At 55.6% G+C, this 19,635-nt stretch carries 19 protein-coding genes and 1 other RNA gene; 8 read left to right on the top strand and 12 right to left on the bottom strand.

Features of this window, described 5'->3' with window-relative positions; genetic code table 11:
- Positions 1 to 14 precede the first annotated feature (14 nt).
- The 4 genes from ACJJIF_RS13150 to ACJJIF_RS13135 all read right to left on the bottom strand — a co-directional run bounded on the left by ACJJIF_RS13150 (position 15) and on the right by ACJJIF_RS13135 (position 5,888).
- A complete protein-coding gene (locus ACJJIF_RS13150; protein ID WP_444928804.1) occupies positions 15 to 1,193 on the bottom strand; it encodes a CaiB/BaiF CoA transferase family protein in 1,179 nt (392 codons plus the stop codon).
- Positions 1,194 to 1,259: 66 nt separating this feature from the next.
- Positions 1,260 to 2,408: an acyl-CoA dehydrogenase family protein gene (locus ACJJIF_RS13145; RefSeq protein WP_444928803.1), complete on the bottom strand. Its 1,149-nt coding sequence runs from the start codon at positions 2,406 to 2,408 to the stop codon at positions 1,260 to 1,262.
- Between the two features lie 105 nt (positions 2,409 to 2,513).
- Entirely contained in the window at positions 2,514 to 4,670 is a 2,157-nt protein-coding gene (locus ACJJIF_RS13140) for a 3-hydroxyacyl-CoA dehydrogenase NAD-binding domain-containing protein (RefSeq protein WP_444928802.1), read from the bottom strand.
- A 9-nt stretch (positions 4,671 to 4,679) separates the two neighbouring features.
- Positions 4,680 to 5,888, bottom strand: coding sequence for an acetyl-CoA C-acetyltransferase (locus ACJJIF_RS13135; RefSeq protein ID WP_444928801.1), 1,209 nt, complete (start codon positions 5,886 to 5,888; stop codon positions 4,680 to 4,682).
- Between the two features lie 345 nt (positions 5,889 to 6,233).
- Between ACJJIF_RS13135 and ACJJIF_RS13130 the strand changes: the two genes are divergently transcribed.
- Entirely contained in the window at positions 6,234 to 7,466 is a 1,233-nt protein-coding gene (locus ACJJIF_RS13130) for an OmpA family protein (RefSeq protein WP_444928800.1), read from the top strand.
- A 69-nt stretch (positions 7,467 to 7,535) separates the two neighbouring features.
- On the opposite strand, the gene ACJJIF_RS13125 is transcribed toward ACJJIF_RS13130, so the two are convergent.
- Complete coding sequence (locus ACJJIF_RS13125; protein ID WP_444928799.1) at positions 7,536 to 8,570, bottom strand: AraC family transcriptional regulator; 1,035 nt, start codon at positions 8,568 to 8,570, stop codon at positions 7,536 to 7,538.
- Between the two features lie 376 nt (positions 8,571 to 8,946).
- Here ACJJIF_RS13125 and ACJJIF_RS13120 point away from each other — a divergent pair, with 376 nt between their 5' ends.
- Positions 8,947 to 9,279 (top strand): helix-turn-helix domain-containing protein, encoded by a 333-nt coding sequence (locus ACJJIF_RS13120; protein WP_444928798.1) that lies wholly within the window; start codon positions 8,947 to 8,949, stop codon positions 9,277 to 9,279.
- A gap of 25 nt (positions 9,280 to 9,304) precedes the next feature.
- Here ACJJIF_RS13120 and ACJJIF_RS13115 read toward each other — a convergent pair whose 3' ends face one another.
- The 3 genes from ACJJIF_RS13115 to rpiA all read right to left on the bottom strand — a co-directional run bounded on the left by ACJJIF_RS13115 (position 9,305) and on the right by rpiA (position 11,276).
- Positions 9,305 to 9,682 carry a DUF4168 domain-containing protein gene (locus ACJJIF_RS13115; RefSeq protein ID WP_444928797.1) on the bottom strand — a complete coding sequence of 126 codons (378 nt, stop codon included), beginning with the start codon at positions 9,680 to 9,682 and terminating at the stop codon, positions 9,305 to 9,307.
- Positions 9,683 to 9,959: 277 nt separating this feature from the next.
- Positions 9,960 to 10,586 carry a transglycosylase SLT domain-containing protein gene (locus ACJJIF_RS13110; RefSeq protein ID WP_444928796.1) on the bottom strand — a complete coding sequence of 209 codons (627 nt, stop codon included), beginning with the start codon at positions 10,584 to 10,586 and terminating at the stop codon, positions 9,960 to 9,962.
- Between the two features lie 18 nt (positions 10,587 to 10,604).
- Positions 10,605 to 11,276 (bottom strand): ribose-5-phosphate isomerase RpiA, encoded by a 672-nt coding sequence (gene rpiA / locus ACJJIF_RS13105; RefSeq protein ID WP_444928795.1) that lies wholly within the window; start codon positions 11,274 to 11,276, stop codon positions 10,605 to 10,607.
- A 215-nt stretch (positions 11,277 to 11,491) separates the two neighbouring features.
- Between rpiA and ilvA the strand changes: the two genes are divergently transcribed.
- Both ilvA and ACJJIF_RS13095 read left to right on the top strand, forming a co-directional pair.
- Positions 11,492 to 13,006: a threonine ammonia-lyase, biosynthetic gene (gene ilvA / locus ACJJIF_RS13100; protein ID WP_444928794.1), complete on the top strand. Its 1,515-nt coding sequence runs from the start codon at positions 11,492 to 11,494 to the stop codon at positions 13,004 to 13,006.
- A 245-nt stretch (positions 13,007 to 13,251) separates the two neighbouring features.
- On the top strand, positions 13,252 to 13,389 hold the full coding sequence (locus ACJJIF_RS13095) for a hypothetical protein (RefSeq protein ID WP_444928793.1): 138 nt from the start codon (positions 13,252 to 13,254) through the stop codon (positions 13,387 to 13,389).
- A gap of 99 nt (positions 13,390 to 13,488) precedes the next feature.
- Here ACJJIF_RS13095 and ACJJIF_RS13090 read toward each other — a convergent pair whose 3' ends face one another.
- The 4 genes from ACJJIF_RS13090 to ACJJIF_RS13075 form a co-directional block, all read right to left on the bottom strand.
- Complete coding sequence (locus tag ACJJIF_RS13090; RefSeq protein WP_444928792.1) at positions 13,489 to 14,067, bottom strand: 5-formyltetrahydrofolate cyclo-ligase; 579 nt, start codon at positions 14,065 to 14,067, stop codon at positions 13,489 to 13,491.
- A gap of 24 nt (positions 14,068 to 14,091) precedes the next feature.
- Positions 14,092 to 14,272: non-coding RNA, 6S RNA (ssrS, locus tag ACJJIF_RS13085), on the bottom strand.
- Positions 14,273 to 14,357: 85 nt separating this feature from the next.
- Positions 14,358 to 14,690: a cell division protein ZapA gene (locus ACJJIF_RS13080; RefSeq protein WP_444928791.1), complete on the bottom strand. Its 333-nt coding sequence runs from the start codon at positions 14,688 to 14,690 to the stop codon at positions 14,358 to 14,360.
- Positions 14,690 to 14,893, bottom strand: coding sequence for a TIGR02449 family protein (locus tag ACJJIF_RS13075; protein ID WP_444928790.1), 204 nt, complete (start codon positions 14,891 to 14,893; stop codon positions 14,690 to 14,692). Before ACJJIF_RS13075 ends, ACJJIF_RS13080 begins: the two co-directional genes overlap by 1 nt.
- Positions 14,894 to 15,088: 195 nt before the next feature.
- On the opposite strand from ACJJIF_RS13075, the gene ACJJIF_RS13070 reads away from it, so the two are divergent.
- The 4 genes from ACJJIF_RS13070 to ACJJIF_RS13055 all read left to right on the top strand — a co-directional run bounded on the left by ACJJIF_RS13070 (position 15,089) and on the right by ACJJIF_RS13055 (position 19,586).
- Positions 15,089 to 15,643, top strand: a complete 555-nt coding sequence (locus ACJJIF_RS13070) for a UPF0149 family protein (protein ID WP_444928789.1) — start codon at positions 15,089 to 15,091, stop codon at positions 15,641 to 15,643.
- Complete coding sequence (locus tag ACJJIF_RS13065; protein ID WP_444928788.1) at positions 15,643 to 16,995, top strand: aminopeptidase P N-terminal domain-containing protein; 1,353 nt, start codon at positions 15,643 to 15,645, stop codon at positions 16,993 to 16,995. Before ACJJIF_RS13070 ends, ACJJIF_RS13065 begins: the two co-directional genes overlap by 1 nt.
- 64 nt (positions 16,996 to 17,059) lie before the next feature.
- On the top strand, positions 17,060 to 18,298 hold the full coding sequence (locus tag ACJJIF_RS13060) for an FAD-dependent monooxygenase (RefSeq protein WP_444928787.1): 1,239 nt from the start codon (positions 17,060 to 17,062) through the stop codon (positions 18,296 to 18,298).
- A gap of 49 nt (positions 18,299 to 18,347) precedes the next feature.
- A complete protein-coding gene (locus tag ACJJIF_RS13055; protein ID WP_444928786.1) occupies positions 18,348 to 19,586 on the top strand; it encodes a UbiH/UbiF/VisC/COQ6 family ubiquinone biosynthesis hydroxylase in 1,239 nt (412 codons plus the stop codon).
- Positions 19,587 to 19,635 lie beyond the last annotated feature (49 nt).

The raw sequence follows: 19,635 nt of genomic DNA, 5'->3' as shown, positions 1-19,635 counted from the left end.
GCTATAGTCTGTGATTACTGGGGCGCGCCTTGAACGTCACAGATCTCCTCAATTTCCTCAGTGCTAAAACCGAGTTCGCTCAGCACGCTCTGGTTGTGTTCCCCCAGTGTGGCCCCGCGCTTGAAGGCGTGGGGCTTGCGGTTATTAAACCTAAAGGGCGTATTGATTTGTTTTATTTCCTCATCTACTGAGCAAACCATCCCTCGGGATTGCATAAGCTCGCTATCGGCGGCTTCGGCAAAGCTGAGTACCGGTTCAATACACGCATCGACATCCTGAAAAAGAGCAACCCATTCCGTTTGGGTTTTGTTGGCGATAACGCTGGCAATATCCTCTTTGAGTGTTTCCTGCTGATCTTCTTGCACAATGCGACTGAGCCATTCTCTATGGCCTATTTGGGTAAAGAACCGCTCGGCAAACTGGGGTTCTAAACTGCCTACCGCGAGATAGCGATTGTCTGCTGTGCGATAGTAGTCATAGTAGCTGCCGCCATTTAACAGCTCGGATTCCAGTTGTGGGGAGGTATTTAAGGCCAGGGCATTGGCGCCGCTGATGGCATTTAAAGCAAAGCAGCAGTCGGTCATACTGATATCGATATAGCTGCCGTTACCGCTATTCTGTCGCTGGTATACCGCTGCCAGTATCGACATGGCCGCATGGTGGGAGCCGCCGGCGATATCCGCCAGCTGGGTACCGCTCAGACTGGGGCCGCTATTGCGCTTGCCGGAGTAGCTGGCCAACCCGGATAAGGCAAGGTAATTGATATCGTGGCCAGCGCGCTGTTTGAGCGGGCCGCTTTGCCCGTAACCGGTGATGGAGCAGTAGATAATATCGGGGCAATGCTGCTTTAAATCTTCATAACTCAGTCCCAGCCGAGCCATAACACCAGGGCGAAATTGTTCTATTACCACGTCGTACTGTTCGAGCAAGCGCCGGATCACCTCTTTGGCTTTGGGGCTTTTCAGATCCAGTGCCAGGGAGCGTTTATTCCGGTTAATCGTTGCGTGTGCCGCTGAGACTGAATTTCCCCCCACCATGGGGGGAAAGCCTCTCAGTAGATCGGGGCGCGATGGAGACTCTATACGCAGTACTTGCGCGCCCAAATCCGCCAGCAACATCGTTGCGTAGGGACCGGGGAGAAGGGTGGAAAAGTCGAGAACTTTGAGCCCGTCTAAGGGGGTACAACTGATCATCGCATTAACCTTCACTACTGTTATCGTTATATTGGGGGCGATAAGTTACGGAAGTTGAATCTTTCGCTAAGTTTCTTTCAGTAACTCGCGAGAAATAATCAGCTTCATAATCTCATTGGTTCCGGCAAAAATACGGGCTACACGGGAATCTGCCCAGGCGCGCGCTACGGGGTATTCCCACATATAGCCATAACCGCCGTGCAGCTGGACACATTCATCGAGCAACTTGCACTGGAAATCGGTACACAATAATTTTGCCTTGGCTGCGGTGGGAACATCGAGCTCCTTTTTGTAATGGAGTTCCAGGCAGCGGTCGACAAATACACGCAGGGCGGTCAATTCGCTATCCAGCTCGGCTAATTTAAATTGGGTGTTTTGAAATGCGGAGATGGGTTTACCAAAGGCCTTGCGTTCACGCACGTAGTCGATAGTCCATTGCAGGGCCGCTTCGGCATTGGCAATCGCATAAATGGCCACACTCAGTCTTTCCTGAGGTAATTCCTGCATCAGGTAAACAAAACCCTGGCCCTCAGCACCCAGCAGATTTTCTGCTGGGACGCGCACATCGTTGAAGAAAAGCTCGGAGGTATCCTGGGCCTTCATGCCGATTTTTTCCAGGTTACTGCCTCGCTTGACCCCTGGGCTGTCCGCCTCCACAAGCAGTAAGCTGACGCCAGAGGCACCCTCGTGGGGGGCAGTTTTGGCGACCACCACAATCAAATCCGCCTGCTGGCCATTGGTAATAAAGGTCTTGGAACCATTCAATAGATAGTGATCGCCATGACGAATGGCGCTGCTCCTGACGCCCTGGAGGTCCGATCCGGCTCCGGGCTCGGACATGGCGATAGCGGTAATCATCTCTCCACTAATACATTTGGGGAGATATTTCTTTTTCTGTGCCTCTGAACCGTAATTAATAATGTAAGGTACAGCGATATTCGAGTGCAGACCCCAACCAATACCCGAGAGTCCCGCTCTGGCTATTTCCTCGTCAATAATGGAGTTGTAGCCATAGTCCAGGCCCAGACCACCGTAGGCCTCATTAATTTGTGGACAGAGAAACCCCATCTCTCCGGCTTTATGCCACAACTTGCGATCGACCTGCCCCTCTTTTTCCCATTGCGGGTGATAGGGCACGGCTTCGTTTTCCAAAAACTTGCGCACCGTGTTGCGAAATTGTTCGTGATCTTCGTTGTAAACTGTTCTTGGTACCATCCTTTTACCACCGCATTATATTATTGAGTTATTGATCCCGTATTTTCACAGCGGTGTGAATATTGGCTGTAAGACAAACCTATTCGCACCGCTGAAAACGCTGAGTTACGGATTGTCGGTCAAGGTTTTTTCGGTCTCTGCCAGTTCGAGTAAGATGGCTGGTGGACTAAATCGCTCACCATAGGCTTCGGCCAGCTGTTGCGCCCGCTGGGTAAATGCCTTTAGGCCAAACTGGTTTATATATTGCAGAGCGCCCCCGGTCCAAGGCGGGAAACCGATACCGAAGATAGAGCCGATATTTGCATCGCGCACACTGCGGAGAACCCCCCCCTCATAGCAGCGGAGGGTCTCCAGGGCCATAATAAACAGCAGCCGCTCCTTCACATCGTCGATAGGCAGTGGCGCTTTGGGGGCGAACTCTTTTTGCAGCCCACTCCAAAGGTGCTTTTTACCGCCCTCGGGGTAGGAGTAAAAACCGCCACCTGCGGCTTTACCCCCGCGCCCCAGCTCAAGCATGCGATCGATAACCGCATCTGCCGGGTGGGTGGGGGCGGGTTTGCCCTCTCTCTGTAGGTCGTTAATGGTCTGTTGGCGTATTCTCCCCATCAGGGTCAGAGAGACCTCGTCGCTAACTGCCAGGGGGCCGACTGGGAATCCCGCCAGGGCGGCGGCATTTTCAATTGCGGCGGGATTGACTCCCTCGCTGAGCATACTGATGCCCTCGTTGGTAAAACAGCCAAATACCCTGGAGGTGAAAAAGCCCCGGCTGTCGTTGACTACAATTGGCGTTTTGCCAATTTCCAGCACGAAGGCGAAGGCCTGCGCGAGGGTTTCATCGCTGGTTTGCTCCCCGCAAATAATTTCTACCAGGGGCATCTTGTCGGCGGGGGAGAAGAAGTGCAGGCCGATAAATTGTTGTGGGCGAGCGGAGGCCTGAGCCAGTCCGGTAATCGGCAGTGTCGAGGTATTCGAGGCAAATACCGCATTGCTCGGCAGTTGTTCCTCGGCCTCCTGGGTCACTTTGCGCTTGAGTTCCCGGTCTTCGAAAACCGCCTCTATCACCAGCTGGCAGTCGGCCAGGTCCGTATTGCTGTCTGTGGGCGCGATACGGGAGAGAATTCCATGGGCTTTATCCTCGGCAATGCGGCCCCGTTGCAAACGTTTTTGCAGGGATTTTTCCGCATATTGTTTGCCGGCTGCGGCAGCTTCCATGGAGATATCTTTTAATACGACCTCTACCCCTTTACTGGCACAGGCGTAGGCAATTGCCGAGCCCATCATGCCGGCGCCGAGTATGCCAATTTTCTGCACGGGCGAGGTTTTATCATCGCGCGCGGCGGCGGGTAGGGATGCGCCGGCTTTGACCTCATTGAGTGCAAACCAAAAGGTGCCAATCATATTTTTGGCAACCTGGCCGCAGGCGAGGTTTACAAACTGGCGGGATTCAATTCGCGTTGCGGTTTCGAAGTCGACCTGGGACCCTTCGACAACGGTTGCCATAATGGCTTCCGGTGCGGGCAGGCACCCCTTGGTTTTTTTCTCCAACATGGCCGGGGCTATCATTAATAGCTGGGCATTTTCAGGGTTTTTGGCATCTCCGCCGGGCATTCGATAGTCCGCTTGATCCCAGGGCTGCGCGGCAGCTTGCTTGCCGTGCTCGCGAATAAAAGCGACGGCCCGCTGAAGTAATTCCTCTTCGCTGGCAGCCAGCTGATGTATCAGCCCGGCCTTGAGTGCCTGTTGTGGCCTCACCTGTTTTCCCTCCAGCAGGTAAGGCAGGGCCCCCTGAATACCCAGAAGGCGGGGCATACGCACGCAACCGCCACCGCCGGGCAGTAATCCCAATGTGACCTCAGGTAATCCCAGTTTTATGGCTGTGCTATCGATAACTATGCGCTGGTGACAGCTGAGGGCAATCTCCCAGCCGCCCCCCAGGGCTGTGCCATTAATGGCGGCGACTACCGGTTTACCCTGAGTCTCCAGCCAGCGCAGGTTGGTTTTTAACCGTTCGCAGGAGTCAAAAAAGGACTTGGCCTCTGCAATTTTTGCAGCATATAAAGAGTTGAGGTCGCCACCGGCAAAAAAAGTATTTTTTGTGGAGCGAATGATAATTCCAGAAAACTCTATCTGCTTGAGCTGCTCAACCGCTGCGCTCAGCGACTCGGTAAAATCCCGATCCATCACATTGGCTGAGGCATTGGGGTTGTCCATTATCAGGTGGACAATGTTGTGATCGTCTTTTTCCAGGCGAATGGATTTCATAGTCTGCCCCTAAACGCGTTCGATAATGGTTGCTACACCCATGCCGCCGCCCACACACAGTGTGACCAGGCCGTAGCGCAGCTGTCGCTGTTCCAGTTCATCCAATACTGTGCCGATCAGCATTGCGCCGGTCGCGCCGAGGGGATGCCCCATGGCGATTGAGCCGCCGTTAACATTGAGTTTCTGTGGGTCCACATCCAGTTCCTGCTGGAAGCGCAACACCACTGCGGCAAAGGCCTCATTCACCTCAAAGAGGTCGATATCCTGTGCGCTCAGACCTGCGGCCTTTAGGGCTTTGTGCGTGGCCGGAGCGGGGCCCGTGAGCATAATGGTGGGCTCGGTTCCCACCACTGCGGCGGAGACGATGCGGGCGCGGGGGCTGAGCCCCAGATCCCGCCCGGCCCCTTCACTGCCGATAAGCAGGGCGGCGGCGCCATCGACGATACCGGAGGAATTGCCCGCAGTGTGAACATGTTCGATAGATTCGACCTGGGGGTAACGGGATAGGGCAATACTGTCGAAGCACAGATCTCCCATGCCGGCAAAAGAGGGCTTGAGTTGTGCCAGGGCCTCCATGGAGGCATCGGGGCGTACAAGCTGATCGTGATCGAGTAGCGTCAGGCCATTTTGGTCGCGCACGGGAATAACGGATTTCTCGAAAGCCCCGCGTTTCCAGGCGGCCGCCGCTTTGCGCTGGGAGTCCAGCGCAAATTTATCCACATCCTCGCGGGAAAACCCGCCGAGGGTGGCGATCAGATCGGCGCCGATGCCCTGGGGGGCAAAGCCCGTGTCCATAGCGGTGCGGGGGTCCAGTGCCCAGGCGCCGCCGTCGCTGCCCATGGGCACCCGCGACATGGACTCTATACCACCGGCCACCACCAGGTGCTCCCAGCCCGAGCGAACTTTGCTGGCAGCCAGGTTGACCGCTTCGGCACCGGAGGCGCAGAAGCGATTAAGCGTCACTCCGCCGATATTCCAATCCCAATTGGCAGCTAATGCCGCAACTTTTGCGATATCGGCGCCCTGGTCTCCGATCGGCGTGACACACCCCATCACGATATCGTCCACCTTGGCGCTATCGAATTGACTGCGGGTTTGCAGTTCTGTCAGCAGGTCTGCAAGCAGGGTAATAGGTTTGACTTCGTGAAGGGCACCGCTGGATTTCCCTCTGCCCCGCGGAGTGCGGATAGCATCGTAGATATAGGCTTCTGTGGGCACGGTTTTGGCCTCTATTTATTTTATGGTTGCGGCTATAACCATAGTGCGGCGCGCCCCGGGTTCAATGATAAAAGGTGCCAGGGAAGATGACTCTGCTTCCAGGCCAGAGCGGGGCATTCCTAGTCAAATATCTTTTTATTTATTCCAAATTAGACTAACCGTGTGGAGGTACTGCCGTACACTCAAGTAAGGCGCCTAAATCTATTGAAATTTTGGCGATAAAAACTGGCATTTAAATTATCTTTGTACGGGAGATTTATTTTCTTCCGGCAAGGGGAGTTGTGGGTGGCCCCGGGCAAATAAATCGACTTTGCCGGTCCCTGCGGTGGTGAGTGAGGTTTGGCGATGGCGGATAATGTATTGGATATGGCTAGCGCCCAGTTGGGCTCCGGGAGTATCGATGCTCTGGCACAGCATTTAAAATTGCCGGCGGGACAGGGGGAGGCTGCGCTCTGTTCAGGCGTCGCCTATATACTGGCCGGCATGTTGAATCGGGCCAGCAGTAAAACCGGGATGGGTTATTTATTTAATTTGGTGTCCGAGAGTGAAGCACTGGATTTAGCCAATTTTGCCGGAGTTGTCTCCTCCCCGGAAAAATGGCTGTCGATCAAGAGTAGCGGCGCTAAGATGCTGGATAAAATCTACAGCGGCCGGAAAAGGGAAGTGTTGGAAGTCGCCGCCAGCAATTTGGGCGACGGGGCTGAAGATTTGCTGACAATCTCTGCACCCATCGTAGTTTCACTGATGCAAAATCAGGCCAAAGCGCAAAATATGGATGTTTCCGACTTGGCGTCATTTCTGATCGGTCAGCGGGATCACTTGCAGGGCTATGTACCGGATAACCTGTTGCAGGCGATTGATGTTTCCAGTTTTGACAAGCTGGGAGAAACCCTGATAACCCATGGCCACGAGCAGCCGCAGGAACCTCGGGTTGCGGCAATACAGGGGCCTGAGGAGAAGAGAAAGCCCGTCAGCTTCAGCAGCTGGTTTTTTCCCCTGTTGTTGGTGTTGGTGGTTCTCTATGCGCTGAACATGTATATGCTGAAGGGGAAGGATAAATCGTCGCAAGAGAGTCCCGCAAAGGTCTCTCAGGAGGCGAGCTTTATGGAGTCGCCCTCGGAGCCCGTGGGCATGGCCAGAAAAGTGGTGGAGGCGGAGCTGGGGCCCGATGATTTTTCCAGTAATTTGCGTGACTACCTCAGCAGTTTTGCCGAAAACCCCGATCGGGAATTTCCCATGCGGGTACACTTTGCCAAGGGGACGGCAAAAATTATCAATGCCTCGGCCGCTGATATCACGGCGTTGGCGAAAATTATGCAGGATAACCCCAATTTATTTATTGCCATTGAGGGGCGTGTAAAAGGCGAGGGCAATGAAATTGCCGAGCAACAAATTTCCCAGGAGCGCGCGAATGTGGTGAGAGACCTGCTGTTGCAAAAGGGTGTCTCAGCAAACCGGGTTACCGCAACGGGTATGGGGTCGAGTAGTCCGCTAACGGAAGATGTGCCGGGAAAAAAGGAGAAGAAGGTCTTCGATGCAGAGAGAATCAGCGTGCGGGTGGTCACCAATGCACAGTAGTCGAGGGGTTGTTTAATTGCCCCAGACAAAAAATCCCGGTGCTTGAACCGGGATTTCTTATCAGCGGACTCAATTTCGGAATTTGTCCCGGTAGGCCCCGGGAGCGAGGCCGGTCCACTTTTTAAATGCGCGGTTAAAGGCGCTGGGCTCGGAAAAACCCAGGCGCTCGGCAATTTCTGCCACCGCAGTCTCCTGCTGCTTCAGTTGATAGACCGCCATATCCCGTCGGACAGAATCTTTAATATCCTGCCAGCTGTTGCCCTCCTCTTTGAGACGGCGGCGCAGTGTCTGCGGCGATGTATACAGTCGCGCGGCAACATCGTCGAGAGAAAGGTTCTCGATACTGTTTTGTTGCTGCAACATACGGCGAATGCGACCGGTGAAGCTGTGGTCGGACTTATATTGAGTCAACAGGCACTCGGGCGCGCGGGAGAGAAAGTCTGCCAGTTGCTGCTCATCGCGTACCAGTGGCATCTGCAAGTAGCGGGTGTTAAATACCAGGCAGGTTTCACTCTGGTTAAAGTAGTGCCTGCAAGGAAACATATCGCTGTAGTCTTCGTTGTAGTCGGGGGGAGGAAAAGCCAACAGGACCCGCTCCAACAAAATGGTACGATCGATCAACCAGCTGAAAAAGCGCAGCCAAATAACGGCGATGGATTCGACGAAAATCTGGTTGGGGAGGTTTTTTTCGTTGCTGTGGTGAATGATCAGGCGGGCTTCTTCACCATCCTCTACCAGCTTGATATGCAGATCGTCGCTGACCATGCTGATAAATCGGCCGGAGCGGAGCAGAGCGCGACGCAGATTGGGACAGCTGACACAGGCGTGTCCCATCATGGCAAAGGTCCCGGGCAGCCAGGGGCGCGCCAGGAAACCACCTGACTCATCATTCAGAAAGTCCCACTCAAGGCGCAACAAGTTAGCCATCTGCTCCCGGCCTACACGGCTATCGGGGTCATCCAGCTGAGCGGGGGCTATGCCACTATCGATGAGCAGTTGTTGGCAATCCAGTCCGGCTGCCTGTGCACCAATCAGATGGGCCTTTACCGCAGCGGCGGGAATACCTAGCCCCACTTCGCGGAGTTTGGGGTTTTCATTGTCCACTCTCTCAGCCTCACAATTATTTTCTGTCTGCTGCTGCTGTTGTTTCAGATATACGGTGTGGATTATGCGCAAAGAGAGAGAAAAAGTCAGGCTTCTGTCTAATTTATATGCAGTGGTTTATAAGCTTATTGGCACTAAAAGTTCTTTTCGTAAGGCGCTGATAGAATAAAAGTTGTCGAGCTCCGGTCTTCGACGTGTATTTTTTGCGCTAACGGCTGAACTCCCCCGGGTTGCTTACAGCCTGGGGATGCGCCGAATTCCGTAGGAATTGCGAGTGTCTATGGGGCGCTGTGCCGTTAACGCCTCAGTATTTTCTCGACCTGTAAGTCAGATTCGTCAACAATAGGAAAAATTATTTTAATGAAGGACTGGTCGAATGCCATCTACGCCTGTTGCAAGTCTGTTAAACCCGACCATTTGCCGGCGAATGTTAATCGCTTATCTGATCGACTATATTCCGCGCCCTAATAACCCCGCTTTAGAAGAGGCGACCGGTTGGCCACGGCGAACGGTGCAAGACATTATTGCCAAGGGACTACCCGGACACGGCACTATTGTAGAGTTTATTCAGGAGGGAGTGCGCCATAATGACGGCTATTACCTGTTGCGCGACTGGGGCTCTTTCGACAGGGATTGGGTGAAGGATAATCTGCCAATTATTTGCCAGGTGTTGAAGGTTAAACTGGATTTGAGCGGCGTGAAGAACTGACCAGCACGCCGCCCGGAAATTGCAATTACTGTTGTGGAGCGTGGGCCTGCTGAAGGATTTTATTAACCTTATCCAGTAGATCCGGATTCGATTTAATACTGTTGGCAATTTCCTGGTATTTGTTTTTGGAAAGCCCAGCTTTTTCAATAGCGGCAATCATTTTTCCCTGAGCCTCCTGATTAATCGCCTCCGCCTCCTTGATATCGGCGGCCGCTTTCAACTTGGGGGCGTATTCGCGGCTCAACATCACAATGGAGCGGTAGGCGTCGGCAAACTGCTTTAGTTGTGGTTCGCTAAATGCGGCTTTGGGGGTGTTTGCCTGAGAGCTGGCGGGCTGTGCAAAGGCCAGTGGCACGCTGAATAATATTGCCAATACAGCCAGGGATTTTACCAAGAGTTTCATTGGATACTCCAAAAAGTATTTGGACGCTTTCGCTTCTCTGGGGAGCACCCAGCGTCACGTTAGGGCTGTAAAGTTATACTTGTCACAGCACCGCTACAGCGGCCTGAAGCCAGGCCCAAATCTCGGGCTATTAATTTCCAGCGTAGTCAGTTTTTGACACCCGGGAGCGCCATTTTCCGCCAGCACTGAGAATTTTTTCCGAAGTCGTTGGAGGGGGAGGCAATAAGGTGGCCTGCCAGTACCGTCCCTGGTACAACACGGGATTGCCGCTGTGACACTAAAAAAACCAGAGAAACTTCTTGCGCCTTTTTAGTGACTGCTCACAACTGTTGAGTTGCTGTTGGTACTTTTGTGCCCTGGCAGATACCTTGTGCGAGACTGTTTTCAGCCAGGCCTTGTTTTGAAAGGTGCGCCGGTTAAAGCCGCCGTGTCCCTCGTGATAGGCCAAGTACAGGCTGTAGCTGTCACTGGCGCGTATCTGACACTGGCGCGCACTGGTATTGTTGTACCAGCCGATAAAATCGATAGCATCCCCAAAATCATCCCGGTCGGCACCGTAGTTAAAGGAAGACCTTTGGTAGGTGCGCCAGGTAGTTCCCAGGGCCTGTGGATAGCCGTAGGCATCTGAGGGGCGGGGGCCGGGAATAAAGCCGAGAATCTTTGTGCGCGGCGGTTTGGCATCGTGCACAAAGCGGGACTCCTGGTGCATGATTGCCATCATGACCGCGACAGGAGAGCCCCACTTGTCTTCAGCCCGCTTGGCCTCCCCATACCACTTCTTTTTTTCCTGGAAAATAGCGCAGATATTGTCGAGATTTTGCGGGGGGCTGGTCGCGCAGCCTGTGCTCAGTGCCGCAACACCGAGCAGAAGGGCCAGCCCGCATTTTTTATTTTTCTTGTGCATAACTTTTTCAGAACAGATTTATACGGTGATCGTTTTCACCCCAGCACTGCTGCCAAGCAGCAAAATATCGGCGGAGCGTTTGGCAAATATACCGTTGGTAACTACCCCGGTGATATTGTTAATCGTTTCCTCAAGGGCTGTGGGGTTGTCGATTTGCAGATTGTATACGTCGAGGATGGCATTGCCGTTATCGGTGATCACACCTTGGCGATAAACCGGGTCACCGCCCAGTTTTACCAGCTCCCGGGCCACCAGAGAGCGGGCCATGGGGATGACTTCAACCGGTAGGGGAAATGCGCCCAGCACTTCTACCCACTTGCTCTCATCGGCGATACAGATAAATTCCTCGGAGCAGGCCGCGACAATTTTTTCCCGCGTCAGCGCCGCGCCGCCGCCTTTGATCAATTCCAGCGCCGGGTTGGTCTCATCGGCCCCATCGATATAGAACTGAATGCCGTCGACCGCATTGAGTTCATATACCGGGATACCGTGGGACTTGAGCCGCTCTGCGGAGGCCTCGGAGCTCGCCACCGTGCCGTCAAAGGTCCCCTTGATCTCCGCTAGGTAATCGATAAAGAAGTTAGCGGTGGAACCGGTACCTACGCCGACAATGGAATTGTCCTCCAGGCGCGGGGCGATATAGTCGATAGCGGCGCGCGCAGTCGCCTGTTTCAGTTCATCCTGGGTCATACTCTGGATAGTTTCCTTTGCAATTATTTCGCCTCAATTTAAATCTGACGATAAAAAAAAGCGTGATAGGTTGTTTTGTGTGGCAAATATGTTTCTCAAGCCTTAGACTGTCATGCCGATATTGCGCCCCTTCAGCGGGGGTATCAGCGGCTTTTGTCGCCGATCGACGCTGAGTTGCGCACAGAAATTCACTGTTACGGCCGTCAAGACACGTCATGCCCAAGTCCTATATCAAGCGCATTTTAGACGCACGTATTTACGATGTCGCTACCGAGACGCCGTTGGAGCCGATGCGCCAACTGTCCCACCGCTTCAACAATCGCATTTTGCTAAAGCGCGAAGACCTACAGCCGGTGTTTTCCTTCAAGATCCGCGGCGCTTACAACAAGCTCCTGCAACTGCCCGCCGAGGAGAGGGCCCGAGGGGTCATAGCGGCATCGGCGGGCAATCACGCTCAGGGACTTGCCCTGAGCGCGGCGCAAATGGGGGTGCGGGCTACCATCGTGATGCCGAAAACCACCCCGCAGATTAAGGTTGGCGCTGTGCGTATGCGCGGGGCTGAGGTGGTGCTGCACGGGGATACCTTTGACGAGGCGGCGGCGAGGGCCCGCGAGCTGGTCGAGGAGCGGGGGTTAGTGTTTATCCACCCCTACGATGACCCGGATGTGATTGCCGGACAGGGCACCGTTGCTATGGAGCTGCTGCGCCAGCACCCGGGCAATTTGGATGCGGTGTTTATTCCTGTGGGAGGCGGGGGATTGGCTGCGGGTATGGCCACTTATATTAAGTATGTGCGCCCGGAGACCAAAGTGTACGGCGTTGAGCCCCAGGACGCGGCCTGCCTCAAGGCCGCCCTGGAGAGCGGTGAGCGGGCGCGCTTGCCGGAGGTGGGGCTGTTTGCCGATGGGGTTGCCGTTGCCCAAATTGGCGAGGAGACCTTCCGGGTTTTGCGGGAAACCATCGATGGGGTTATCACGGTCAGTACCGATGAAATTTGTGCGGCGATCAAGGATATCTTCGAGGATACCCGCTCCATCGCCGAACCGGCCGGGGCCGTTGGCCTGGCGGGGTTGAAGAAACACCTGGAGCAAAGTGGCAACCGCAACGGTGCTTTTGCGACCGTGTGCAGTGGGGCCAATATTAATTTTGATCGCCTGCGCTATATCAGCGAGCGCACCGAGATCGGTGAAAAGCGCGAGGCGGTCCTCGCGGTGCAAATTGCCGAGCGGCCGGGCAGTTACTTGCAGTTTTGCCGGGATCTGGGCGATCGCTCAATCACCGAGTTTAACTATCGTTTTGCCAGTGATAGCGAAGCGCATATCTTTGTCGGCCTACAGGTGGTATCCGATGAAGACCGGCGCCAGTTGGTCAGTCAGCTTGAGAGCAAAGATTACCAGGTCACCGATCTGACCGATAACGAAATGGCAAAGTTACATATTCGCCATCTGGTGGGCGGCAGGGTGGCGGGCCTGCCCGACGAAGTCATTTATCGCTTCGAATTTCCCGAGCGCCCGGGGGCTCTGCGCAAATTTCTCGAACATCTGGCTGGGCGCTGGAATATCACCCTGTTTCACTACCGCAACCACGGGGCGGCTTACGGGCGGGTTTTGGTCGGGTTGCAGGTGGAGCAGGCTGCGCGGGGCGAGTTACAGGCGCTGTTACAGCAGCTTCAATTCCGCTTTTGGGATGAGACGGAGAACCCGGCTTACCGATTATTTTTGGGCGCTTAAGCCATCGCTTACCCGTATTTGAGCAAGACGTCTTATTTATTGAGGGGTGTATAGACTGCAAATCCTGTTTTGTCGAACTTGCTTGTCTAATTATGAGACAAAAAACTCATAAAATATCCAATAAACGGTTACTATTAGCCGGTTTCTTGAGTATCTCCGATTCGCGTGGAACTTTTGCTGTGGCCCCGGTCATAAGCGGGGCGAAACGCATATAAAAACAAAATTGATCGTACAGGATGGTCCCTATGAAAGCCGATGCGCTGACAATCGCTGTGGTTGTCTTTGTCGCGGGCGTTCTGTTGAGTACCAGTGGTTTATCTGAGGTCTTTTCCTCTGAAGTTGAACCGCCGGCCGCTCTGCAACAGGGAGTGGTTACCCGTTAGGCTAATGCCGGGGGGGCGCTCTGCCCACGCGCAAACAAAAAAGCCGAACACCCAGGTGTTCGGCTTTTTTTATTCCAGCTTTATTCCTGTGGCCCTTTTTTAGTGGCAGCGGTAGATCTGCTGCTCCGTGACCACCATATCCAGCGGAATATCCCAGTTGTCTGTGGGCAGGTGATCGATACACTGTAGTTGGTGGGCGGCACCGATAAGCTGTGGCCCTGTACCTGGTAATAACTGTTTGTGCTCAAAAGTACGATCGTAAAAACCGGCTCCCATTCCCAGGCGCGCGCCACTGGGATCGAAGGCAACCAGTGGCACCAACACCAGGTCCAGCAGTTTGGGCGCGCGATAGGTGGTGCGCACGGGTTCGGGAATCCGATAGCGATTGCGAAAAGCCAGGGGCTCGCCCTGCCAGCGCCTGAATCTAAGGTGGGGGTGTGGCTCTGCCGGCAGCTGCGGTAAATAAAAGTGTTTTGTCGGGAAGCGACTCAGCAGGTAGCGAATATCCAGCTCGCCGTCCATCGGCCAGTAGATACCGACGTGCGCTGCGCGGTTCATTTGCGGAATACGGCTCAAAAGAGTGATGGCTGCACGGCCATGCAGGCGCTGCTGGTAGGCGCTGAGTGCCCGTCGTCCCGCGCGCATACGGCGTCGCAATTGCGCTTTGCTTTCAGTCATGCTGGGAGATGAGTGGAAAAAATAGGTTACCCCGAGTGTGCGGCTGTAGACGGAGCCTTGAACCGTAAGGTTCAAGGTGGTGGTGTCCGGAGTACATAAGGCTTTCCGCTTCAAGGCGGACCTGCGCACCAGCACCCGCTGGAAACCACCGGGGTAAGATTATCGGCTCAAGGACATAGTCTGCTGGCCAACACCCCAGGGTATGGGCCAATTATAACTTGTAGAGGGGGGGGCTGTTAACCGGAAATTTACATGAATTGACTGGTAGCAGAAAGTGGCCTCTTGTCACCTTACTTTGTCGGTGTTTCTGCCGAGTCTATTTCACCCAGTGCATTTTGCACTTTATCTGTGAGCCGCTCTAACATTTCCTCTTGCAGGGGAATGGAGCTGAGTTCCGCTTTCGCCTGGATAAGCTCGTGGGCAATATTAAGCGCAGCCATTACGGCGATACGCTCTAAACCGATAACCGTTCCCGTTGCGCGGATACGGGACATGCGCTCGTGCAGCAGGTGTGCCGAAGCCTGTAACCCGGCGCGCTCGCTTTCCGCACAGGCGACACGGTACTCTTTATCGAGAATAGAGACAGTTACGGTTTCGGAGAGTGGTGATGCGGTTTCGGACATCAGGTATCTTGCGTTAGCCCCTTAAGACGGTTAATCATTGCTTCTACCCGCGAGCGGGCAGCCTCGTTATTTTTTATCAGGCGCTGGCGTTCCCGCAGCCAGTCGGCTTCCTGCCGGCGCAGCTCACGATTGTCATCCGCCAATTGTTGGCAGCGGGCAATCAGTGCATCCACGGTGCTCTCTAGCGCTTGCAGCTTATCCATATTTCCTGCATTTGAGGTCGACGTCGGAGTTCGCAACACGACAGACTGCGAGGGATTCCGCTACTATATTGCCGGCGTATTGGTGGGTCAATCGCTGCACCTGCGCGGACAATCACAAAATTGTCTCTTAATACCTCAATTTCCCGGTTTCGTACCGGATTGAAAGCCCAATTCACGAAAAGCTGTACGGTAACCATGACTTCTGACGCAAGCCGATTTGAACTCCTCGCCAACGCCATCCTCTCTGCCGGGGGACAGGCTGACCCCAGTGAATTACACGGTTTTATCTGCGGCATCCTGGCGGCGGGTGAGCGCCCGGACAAACAGCGCTGGCAAAATGAGCTGGCCAGACTACTGGATGTGGAGGCGGTGCCGGCAGATCTCAACCAGGATTTTTTTCAGCTGGCGGAAGAGAGCCACAAACAACTCGACGGTTCCAATTTCGATTTTCAATTGGTGCTGTGCGATGACGAAGATGTGATCTCCCGCGCGCTGGCGCTGGGCCACTGGTGCGATGGATTTCTGCACGGCTTTGGCGTCGGCGGCGCCCGGGAAAAATTGCTGCCCACCAGCGATGAAGCACTCAAAGATATCAGTGCCATCGCCCAGTTGGATGCCGAACAGGTTGAAGAGGGCGAGGAGACAGAGCAGCAACTATTGGAATTACAGGAGTACGTACGAGTTGCCGTACTCAATATATTTACCGAGGTAAAGGGCAAAGCATCTGACAGCGAGCGCACTATCCACTGATGGCAGAGAACTCGACAACTACAGCGGGTATCAGTCGATCTGAATACACCCGCCGACGCGAGCGCCTGATGGCAGAGCTACCTGCGGGCAGCTTGGCAATTGTGTCATCCGCCGGGGAGCAGTTGCGCTCCCGGGACACTTTTTTCCCGTTTCGCCAGGACAGTGATTTTTTATATCTCACCGGGTTTGATGAGCCCGAGGCACTGCTGGTCCTGGTGCCGGGGCGGGCGCAGGGAGAGGCGCTGTTATTCTGTCGCGAGCGCGACCCGGAGAAGGAGAGGTGGGACGGCCCGCGCCTGGGACCTGAGTGTGCGGTGCAGCAGTGCGGACTGAGCGATGCATTTCCCATCGGCGACCTGGATGATATTTTGCCGGGGCTGCTGGAGGGGCGCGAGCGGGTCTACTTCCCCATGGGGCGCTATGCCCATCTGGACCGGCGTCTCCGCAACTATTTGGAGCGGATAGCCATGGCGCCGGGGGCGGGCAGAGCACCGGAGATGGTGGATCTCGATTACCAGTTGCGCGAGCAGCGCCTGTTCAAGTCGGCACAGGAAATACGCCTGATGGCGCAGGCGGCAAAAATCAGCGCCGAGGCCCATTGCCGCGCTATGACCCGCTGCCAGCCGGGCCTCTACGAATACCAGTTGGAGGCCGCCCTCCTGCATACTTTTGTGGATTCCGGAGCCCGTGAAATCGCCTATCCCACCATCGTTGGGGGAGGGCGCAATGCGCTGGTTATGCACTACTGTAGCAACCACGCACCACTGCGCGACGGGGATATGGTATTGGTGGACGCCGGCTGTGAGTACCGGGGCTATGTCGCTGATATTACCCGCACCTACCCGGTCAACGGGGTATTTAGCGGGCCGCAGCGCGCACTTTACGACATTGTGCTGGCCGCCCAGCAAGCGGCGATCGAACAGGTTGCCGTGGGCAATCACTGGGACCATCCCCACGCCGCCAGTGTCGAGACCATCACCCGGGGGCTGGTGGATCTGGGACTGATGCGAGGCGATATCCTGGGACTGATTGAATCCGGCGCCTACCAGCGGTTTTATATGCACCGGGTGGGCCACTGGCTCGGTATGGATGTGCACGATGTGGGTGATTATCGCGTCCACGGCGCTTGGCGCCAGTTGGAAGCTGGTATGGTAATGACGATCGAGCCCGGTATTTATATCCCGGAGGACGATGAGAGTATTCCCGCAGAATTTCGCGGGATCGGAATTCGTATCGAGGACGATGTTGCGCTCACTCACAAGGGGCCACAGATCCTCTCAGCGGCGGCTCCGAAAACGATTGAAGATATTGAATACACCATGCTTCACGGGCGCGATTTACTGACCCGTTAGAAGTGATTGTTGGATTGTTCGGCCATTATTATCACCATGCCGAATAATCATAGGGGGAATTGGGATGGGTGAGCCGGCGCGTAAAGTGGATGTAGCTATTGTCGGTGGCGGTATGGCGGGGGCCAGCCTGGCATTGATGTTGGCACATTTTTGTCCGCAGCTCAGTGTGGCGCTTCTGGAGCAGAGGGCGCTGCCGGATGCCGCAGCCAGCATTCAGCTGCCGAGTTTTGATACGCGGGCCACGGCAATTGCCGCAGGCAGTTTGCAGCTGTTTGCAGAGTTGGGGCTCTGGCCCGCCCTACAGGCCTACAGTGCGCCCATCGAACGTATCCATGTGAGCGATCGGGGCCATGCCTTTGGCGCCTCCCTCTCGGCACGCGAAGGACGGGAGGTGAATTTTGCCGGCATGCTGGGCGCCGTAATAGAAAATGCAGCGCTGGGTCCGATTCTCCACAGTGCCCTGAGCGGCACTGCCACCCAATTATTGGCGCCGGCGCAGGTGACTGACATTACCATGACCTCTGCAGGGGCAAACCTGCTGTGGCGAGGCGCTGAAAATGCCCCCGAGCAGGCGTTGTCCTGCGGGCTACTGGTGGTTGCCGACGGGGTGAACTCGCCGCTGTGCCGCCAGCTGGGGATAGAAATTAGCTCGGTTAAGTACCCGCAGAGAGCCCTGGTCGCGACAGTCGGCCTACAACAGCCCCACCGGGGGGTGGCTTACGAACGCTTTACCCGCCTGGGACCCATGGCACTTTTACCGCTGCCGGACAGAGAGGGCCAGCACCGCGCAGCACTGGTGTGGGCCTGTGCCGAGGGTGAGGCTGAAGCGGTCAGTGCAATGTCCGAGAGCGAGCGCCTGGAAAAACTGCAACGGGTATTTGGCTGGCGCGCCGGGCGCTTTGCCAGGGTGGGATCTGTACAGGGGTATCCACTGAGTTTGTCCCTCGCCCGGGAGCAGTGGCGGCGCAATCTGGTGCTGATGGGCAACTGCGCCCACTTTTTACACCCGGTCGCGGGCCAGGGGTTTAACCTGACGTTGCGGGACTGTTACGGCCTGGCGCAGGCGCTGTCGACGGTATCGCCGGATACACTGCCCGAGCGGCTGGACTTTTTGCGGCAATACGCGGAGTCGCGCCAGCTGGACCAGCGTTTGACCATTGGCTTCAGTGATCGTATCCCCACACTGTTCTCTTCCTCCGGCTGGTTGCAGCAGGGAATTCGCCAGTTGGGAATGCTCGGTCTTACAATGGTCCCACCGCTGCGCCGGGAGTTTGTCAGCCAGGCGGCGGGATTTGGGCTTTAACGGTGCAGGGTCGGGGACGACTGCTGCCACTTCAGCGGAATGGGCTTTTATGAACAGACATCGTTTGGATTTTGCCATCGTGGGTGCGGGCATGGTGGGTATGGCCCAGGCGGCACTGCTGGCGGTTCGATACCCGGGTATGCGTCTGGCCCTGCTGGAGGCATCCCACGAGACAGCGCCGCAATTATCGCAGCAGTATGAACCCCGGGTGGTGGCCCTAACCCAGGCCTCCCGCGAGCTGCTCGAAGAGGTGGGCGCCTGGGAGGCTATCGCCGGCCGCCGCGCCTGCCCCTATGTGGAAATGCGCGTTTGGGATGCGGATGGTACCGGATCGGTCAGCTTTAACAGCCGCGATGTGCAGCTGCCCAACCTCGGGCATATTGTTGAAAACAATGTCATTGTCGCCGCTTTGCGAGCGCGGCTGGAAGCGCTGCCCAACGTAGAATTGGTTAATGGCTTTCGCCTGGAAAGCTGGTGGCGCGACTGTGGTCTCTGGCATTTACAGCCTCGCGGTGACGAGCGCTTAAATGAAGAGGAAGACCTGCGCGAACAACCCGAAACCGTGCGCACGCGCCTGCTAATCGGTGCCGATGGCGCCCGCTCGAAAGTGCGCGATTTGTTGCATATTCGCTCCCAGGATACCGATTACCATCAAACCGCACTGGTGTGCGTGGCGCGCTGTGAAAAGTCGCACCGCCACACCGCCTGGCAGCGCTTTTTACAAACCGGCCCGCTGGCATTTTTACCTCTGGCCGGACTGGGGGATGACAATCACTGTGCCGTGGTTTGGTCTGCGGATAAAGATCTGGCGCAGGAACTATTAATGCTGGATGACCAGGCCTTTGCCCTGAGTTTGCAGCAAGCCTTTGAGCGCCGCCTGGGGGTGGTTGAATCTGTGAGCGAGCGCTTCTCTTTCCCTCTGCGCGCGCGTCATGCGGAGCGCTATTGCGGCCCCGGCGCAGTCTTAGTGGGCGATGCGGCCCACAGTATCCACCCCCTGGCGGGCCAGGGCGTCAACTTGGGGCTGCAAGATGTGCGGGTGCTGGTGGATGAAATAGATCGCGCCCTGGCGCGAGGCCTGGAACCCTCGCACCCCTCGGTTTTGGCTCGCTACGAGCGCCGCCGTCGCGGCGACAATGCCGCCACTATGAAAGCGATGAGTGCCTTTAAGTCCCTGTTTGGGGCCGGCGATGTGCACTGGCGCTGGCTGCGCAATACCGGCTTGAGCATGGTGGATGCCAGCCCCATGTTAAAGAAACGAATTATTATGCGAGCTATGGCGGTTTAAAAATCTCTGCACAGTGAATTGGGATAAAACGTCCAGTGAGCGGTCAGAG

Source organism: Microbulbifer regidiadema (SeqCode) (genome assembly GCF_052467605.1).
The sequence above is the reverse complement of the archived record's forward strand: the minus strand, read 5'-3'. Positions and strand labels throughout refer to the sequence as shown.